General features: G+C 54.7%; 6 protein-coding genes and 1 tRNA gene. 1 reads left to right on the forward strand and 6 read right to left on the reverse strand.

Annotated features, from left to right (window positions below; all coding sequences use genetic code 11):
• Positions 1-142 precede the first annotated feature (142 nt).
• From LKK83_RS20280 to LKK83_RS20290, 3 genes are read right to left on the reverse strand one after another with little or no spacing between them, the layout of a single operon-like run.
• Positions 143-988 carry an inositol monophosphatase family protein gene (locus tag LKK83_RS20280; protein WP_324633132.1) on the reverse strand — a complete coding sequence of 282 codons (846 nt, stop codon included), beginning with the start codon at positions 986-988 and terminating at the stop codon, positions 143-145.
• A 57-nt stretch (positions 989-1045) separates the two neighbouring features.
• On the reverse strand, positions 1046-1564 hold the full coding sequence (locus tag LKK83_RS20285; protein ID WP_324633133.1) for a thermonuclease family protein: 519 nt from the start codon (positions 1562-1564) through the stop codon (positions 1046-1048).
• A 16-nt stretch (positions 1565-1580) separates the two neighbouring features.
• Positions 1581-1949, reverse strand: a complete 369-nt coding sequence (locus LKK83_RS20290) for a 2Fe-2S iron-sulfur cluster-binding protein (protein ID WP_324633135.1) — start codon at positions 1947-1949, stop codon at positions 1581-1583.
• Positions 1950-2220: 271 nt separating this feature from the next.
• Between LKK83_RS20290 and LKK83_RS20295 the strand changes: the two genes are divergently transcribed.
• Positions 2221-2307: transfer RNA gene (locus LKK83_RS20295), tRNA-Ser, on the forward strand.
• A 176-nt stretch (positions 2308-2483) separates the two neighbouring features.
• Here the strand turns inward: LKK83_RS20295 and LKK83_RS20300 are convergent.
• The 3 genes from LKK83_RS20300 to LKK83_RS20310 all read right to left on the reverse strand — a co-directional run.
• Entirely contained in the window at positions 2484-4343 is a 1860-nt protein-coding gene (locus LKK83_RS20300) for a DMT family transporter (protein ID WP_324633136.1), read from the reverse strand.
• Between the two features lie 292 nt (positions 4344-4635).
• Entirely contained in the window at positions 4636-5898 is a 1263-nt protein-coding gene (locus LKK83_RS20305) for an inorganic phosphate transporter (protein WP_324633137.1), read from the reverse strand.
• 263 nt (positions 5899-6161) lie between these two features.
• On the reverse strand, positions 6162-6358 hold a 197-nt coding region (locus LKK83_RS20310; RefSeq protein ID WP_324633139.1), incomplete at its 5' end, for a hypothetical protein.

Consider the following 6358-nt stretch of genomic DNA (forward strand, 5'->3'; position numbering starts at 1 on the left):
AGCCTTTAAGGGCTGTGTTCCTTGCCCCGCTCACGCTTCAGGCATTTACCCTCCACTTTTGCGGGAACGAATCGCACTATTTATTTCCAGTGTACTTCGCAAGAGGTTCGCTTGTCGCGATCGCCGTCACGGGTGAGAGTGACTACGGTGAACTGGGGGTGGGATTGGCCCAGGGTTCTAGGGGTCGAACCTGCTGCAGTTCTTGACTGAGTTCGCCGTGGAGTTTGCCATTGGTGGCTAAAATCCGCCCGGTTTCGATGCGCCAGGGCGTGCCATCATAGGCGGTGACGTTGCCCCCTGCTTCGCGCAAGATAACCGCACCGGCAGCCATATCCCACGGCGAGAGTCCCCGTTCCCAGTATCCATCCAAACGACCGCAAGCCACATAACACAGATCGATGGAGGCGGAACCGCTACGGCGCACTCCTTGGGTGAGATGGGTCAGGTGGCAAAATTCGGCATAGTTATTGTCAGCGGTTTCGCGGCGATCGTAAGCAAAGCCGGTGACGAGTAAGCTGTTAGCGAGGTTGGCGGTATCCGAGACGGCGATCGCGCGGCGGTTGCGGGTGGCCCCCAATCCGCTGGCGGCGCGAAATAATTCCTGATGAAACGGGTCGAAAACCACCCCTACTTGGGGCACTCCGTCAATTAGTAACCCGACAGAAACGGCAAACATGGGATATTGATGGGCAAAATTGGTCGTGCCATCGAGGGGGTCGATCGCCCAGCGGTATTTGCTGCTTTTATCTCCTAATGCGCCGCTTTCTTCGGCGAGGATACCATGTTCGGGGACGTGACGGTGCAGCACTTTGAGCAGGGTGTCTTCTGCGGCTTTATCGGCGGCGGTGACTAAATCCCCCGGACGCCCTTTTTCTTCGATCGCCTCTAGGTTGCCCCAGTAGGATTGTAAAACCGCACCGGCAGCTAATGCCGCTTCTGTGGCAATCTCTAAATAAATTTGCAGTTGTTCTCGGGAATAATCGCTCATGGGTGAGTGGTAAGGTTTCAGTTGAGAAGGTTCCGGGGCGATGGCGATCGCCTCCGCTTATCGCTGCAGGCGGCGAAACTGACTGGGGGTTTGGCGCAGGGGCTGTTTGGGGTTCCAAATGCCGCGCCCCATGAGTCTAGCCCATTCTTGGGCATCTGCAAAGCGCTGTTGGTATTTGGTGTTGGGCGATCGCACCACGGCGATCGCCATCCCCTGTTTTAGTAGTTCTTCGTTAATCAGTTCTCCGTCGCGCCATACATAGGCCAATTGGCGTCCGTAAATATCTTCCAATTCGGTATCGGTTTCCAACACCACCGAGTGACCCTCGGTCCAGCGTTCCAGTTGTTGTTTCGCCTCCTCTCCCCAAGGGTCTTGCTTCAAATCCGGGGCATCAATGCCTAATAGACGCACCCGCTGTGGTTGGGGAAATGTTTCTCTGGGGTTGCTGACTTCGAGGGTATTTCCACTGACTACCCGATCTACTTGCACCGCGACCCCTTGCGGGGTTTCTGGGGTGGAACAACTCATCAGCAAACAGCCTAAGAGCAAACATCGGAACGGGTCGGTTAATTTCATTGTGCGGCGGTGGGGGTTAATCTTCGTCGAGGGGTAGTCCGACGCGCACCTTTCCTTTGCCGAAGTAACGACCGAATTGCTGTTCGTAAACTTCATCTTCGTCTTGGGTTTCCACCTCTAAGTCAGAACGGGCATAGCTGACGCACAGCAGGGCATATCCGCGATCGCGCAATGCGGGAGACAGACCCATTGCTTCGGGTTGATCGATTTCGCCAGAAATGACGCGCACCGCACAGGTGGTGCAAGCCCCATTGCGACAGGAAAACGGCAGGTTTACCCCTTGGTTTTCCGCATTTTGCAGGATGTAGCGGTCTTCGGGAACTTGGATGACATGGCGATCGCCGGTTTGCCGATTGTGAATCTTCACAGTGTAGGTTCGAGTCATGGTTCGATGAGTGGTAACCACCTAAGTGATGCAATAGTTTTTAAGCTTAGGGTACGATAAATCCGGTTGGCAAATCTAGGGGCGATCGCCACTGGGGGCGCGCTACTCTCTGGCAACCTCCGCTCATCCCCGGTTCGCGGGGGTTTTCGCCTCTTCCCCCGCCGCTTTACCCCGGGGTTCTCAAAAATTTTTTCCCAAGGGTTTGCAAAACCGACTCTGTTCTGCTACGATAGTTTTTCGGTGGGTAAAACAACTGAATATTTCCCTACAGGGAGAGGTGGCCGAGTGGTTGAAGGCGCAGCACTGGAAATGCTGTTTAGGGGCAACTCTAACGAGGGTTCGAATCCCTCCCTCTCCGTTGAGGAAAGACTGACAATCCCAGCGATCGCTCTTGCGATGGCTGGGATTTTGCTTGACCTGAGTCACAGAAGGGCGATCGCGCGAGGGCGAACTCCATGATGCCGAACCATTAAAATCGGGACAAGACTCTGCCTTGTCCCGACCAGTGGAGCGCGATGCTGCTGAAACGGGGGATTACGCTCTTTGCTTCGCAGGGGCAGAGGGAGGAGGTGCGGGTTTCTTTTGCTTGTTCATGTTATCCACACTAATCCCGAGAACCCACACGCTGACAATAAATACTCCGAGCCACTCATTGAGACCCAATTCTTCGCCAATGAAGATTAACGCCATCAAGCTGGTCAATCCAGGACCGGTTGCTGCAATCACCGAGGCTAAGGGCGCGCCAATGATGGGAATGGCAAAGTTATTGAGTACGTAGCCGATCGCCGTGGTGGCGGCGAGGGCCACGCTTCCCCAAATCAGCGCCCCCCACATTCCTTCGGCTACGGTCCAAGCCAAAAATCCGTCATTGACGCCGGTGGCTTCTCCGCCGATGAGCACTAAGGGGACGGACAAAAGCAGAATCACGGTGAAGTTAATCACGCTAAATGGGGCCGGATGCAGCTTGAGCTTTTTGGAACTAAGTTGGGTAAAAATCACATAGCCGGCAAAGGTCAAACCAGCCATAATGGCCATCACTGCTCCTAATCGGGGGTCGCCAAACCCCGGTGCCCCGATGTTGGCGGAAACGGTGAGAAAGCAGCCGGAAAAAATCGTCAGGGTGGCGAGGGCAAAAATAAAGGTGGGACGGGCACCAAAAATAAGCCAGGCTAAAATCGCGGTCACCGGGGGGAAAATAAAGAATAAGGTGATGGCAATGCCGGTGGCAATATTTCCCAGGGCGATATAAATACAAAACTGGGAGGCAAACAGACAGATTCCACTGCCGATCGCGTACCACACCTTACCCCGCTTTTCTGGGTTGCCCAGTTGTTTTAAGTCGCGCCAGGTGTTGGGATAAAGCACCGGTGCGACGATTAACCCCATCAAGGGCACCACAATTAACATCCGGATGGCCAAAATCAACAGGGAATTGCCCACGCCAGGGGCGAGGATTTGTCCCGATCCCAGTCCGAAGAGGGACTGCTCGCTCAAAATCACCCGCGTGACAATGTTTTGAAACGAAATTGTTAGGGAGGAAAACAGCGCGAGGATGATGCCGGTGAGAAAGGCTTTGTTTTCCGGATTGGGGGTGGGTGCTGGGGTGGCAGGGGGTGCGGTTCTCGGTTCGGCGATCGCGGCTTTCTCTGGATCCCGGGGTTGAGTGGGACTGGAGGGGGGCGCGGTACCGGTTTGCGCTCTTTGCTGTTGCTGCTGGGCGATCGCCAGCCGTTGTTGCGGGCCGCCGGAGATTATCTCGGCGGTGGTTTGCACGTTGCTGGCTTCTTCTTGCAGTTGTTCGATCAGGCGATCGACCAGGGTCTCTAAAATCACTTCCCCCTGCTGCTGCAAGGAGTGCATTCGCCCAAGCTGCTGGGATAAGGAGCTTTGATAGCTGCTGAGTTCCTGCTGCAGGGTTTTGAAGGTGGTGTTGAGGGTGGTGTCGAGGGAGGCGAGCAACCGATAGGCGTTTTCGTTATAGTTGCTCGGGGTGGCTTGGGGGGGCGATAAGCTGGGCGGCGCTTCGGCACCCGTGAGGGGCGGCGGTGGCGGCGGCGGGGCTGCCAGTTGCTTGAAGCGATCGCTCAATTCTGCTTGCAACTGCGATGCCATCACTTGCGCCAGTTGTTTGGTCCACTGCTGCTGATTGGCAATTCGCCCGGGTGCGGACTGCATTTGCCGCGATTGCAGTTGCTGCTGTTGGTTTTGCAATCTTTGAATGTCGGCGGTGAGGCGAGATTGTTCTGCCTGCAGCCGCGCCATGTCCTGCGATAACTGAACCCCCATGTTTTGCTGTATCTCTCGCAGCTGTTGGGTCATCGATCGCAGGAGTTGTTCCATTTCCCTGGGATCTGCCGATCCAGAATGTTCCGGTTGATTGTCCAGTTGCCCCATTATTCTCTTACCTCTAGGTTTTGGGTGGTCAAGAAAGTTGTTTGCGGCTCATGCGGTTACGCTTGGCTGATTCGTCTGAGTGTTTGACTCATTCGCGCTTTCGCTTGTGGGCTGTTCCCCTCCGGGCTGATGTTGACCCCCTGATTTGACATTTTCGCTCGATGTTATCGGATGAAATGTTTCGCTTTTTCTGATTAAAGTGGCCTCAATTTTTATCGGGGCCACGGTTTTGCTAGGTGCCGAAAGGCTTTGCGCGCCGATCGCTCCTGATGCCTGAGGCAGGGAAGGCTGCCTACATGAAAAGACGCACCACACTAAAAATACTGGCTCCTAGAATAGCAGCGATCGGAACGGTAATCAGCCAGGCCACGAAAATCGCGCGCACCGTTTGCAGGCGAATGGATTTCAGGCTTTGCACTAGCCCAATTCCCACCACGCCTCCGACTAATGAATGAGAGGTGGAAACGGGTAAGCCAATCCGAGATGCCACTAATACGGTGGTCGCGGTGGCGAGTTCGGCACAAAAGCCGCTGCTGGGTTGCAAGGGGATGATGTTTTCCCCAACGGTGGTTATTACTTTTTTACCCCAGATTGCTAAACCTGTCACGATGCCGACACCCCCAAGCAGCAAAATCCACAAGGGAACCCTGAAATCTCCCAGGGGAACCGCACCGGTTCGCTGAATGGTGGCGATCGCGGCTAATGGAGCTACGGCATTGCCTACATCGTTGGATCCGTGGGCGAAGGCGACAAAGCAGGCACTCAGCACTTGAAAGCGCGCCAGTTGACTTTCGATGGGGGAAAAGGTATTTCCCTGGTCTGCACTCCTCTCCTCGGGAGGGCGCGGTTTTAGCTGACGCCATTGCACTAGGGTAAGGGCGATCGCTGCTGTGGCTCCCACCGCTAAGGGCAAGTCGTGGGGGGGTAGGGTAATGCCATATCGGTTGGCAATCCAGGCATTGACCGGCTGCATCACGGGAGGCAGCACGATCGCGCCAAATACGCTCAGCAGCCCCGCACTCAACCAGGGAATCCATTCCCGGAGCTGGTTCAAGGGGTCGGGGTACTCTAAAATGAACCGCTTGATGAAGCTGTAAAGAATGGCGGCGATCGCCGCACTGACTAGGGGGGTGAGCACCCAGGTGATGGAAATTAACCCGATGGTACTCCAGTGTACGGCTGAAGCTCCTACGGCGACCATACTGAACCCGGCGATCGCCCCCACGATGGCGTGGGAGGAGGCCACGGGCCACCCTTGACTGGTGGCGATCGCCAGCCATATCCCACAGGTGAGCATCACGCACACCATTCCCACCAGCAGCACTTGTGGGCTGTTGACAAATACTCTGGTATCCACCACCTCGGTGGCTAGGGTTTGGGAGACTTCCTGGCCAAACAGTACGGCTCCGCTAAATTCTAAAATGCCGGCGATCGCCAGGGCTTGTCCCAGGGTCAGTGCCTTGGAACCTACGGAGGTCCCCATCGAGTTGGCTACGTCATTGGCTCCCAGGTTCAAAGCAACATAAAACGCTAGCAGGGCAAGCAATGCAGTCATATCAAACCCCGAACGACAAAGGGTGAGGAAACTGGTTTTTTGCCTCCTCCACCGTTAAACAGTCATTCTAGGATAAAATTTCCTTGCCGATTTTCCCTAAATAGTAATAATTCTTTAAGAACTATTTTATGTGAGATGAAATGACATATCCCTTCCGCTCCACACGGGTTGCGATCGCGGCCATTTCGCTTCCGAATCATCGATATTCTTTCTCAGAAGTGATATAATATCGGTGCAGCTCAACTTCACACTGAGTGCAACACCTATAAGCACTCAGTGCATTGCACATAAGTCCGGGTTGGAGGCACGGGTTTATTATAGCCGATGCCCATTAATTTGTCAACCCCTGAGACCAAAATTTTCCCGCCAAACATGGCATTTTGACATTGACACAGAAGGGGTGGCGTGATATCATAGATAGCAAAGCGCAATTCGATGGGGCAGGCAGGGCTAATAAGCA

This window comes from Phormidium sp. CCY1219 (genome assembly GCF_035615515.1).
GTDB lineage: Bacteria > Cyanobacteriota > Cyanobacteriia > Cyanobacteriales > Laspinemataceae > CCY1219.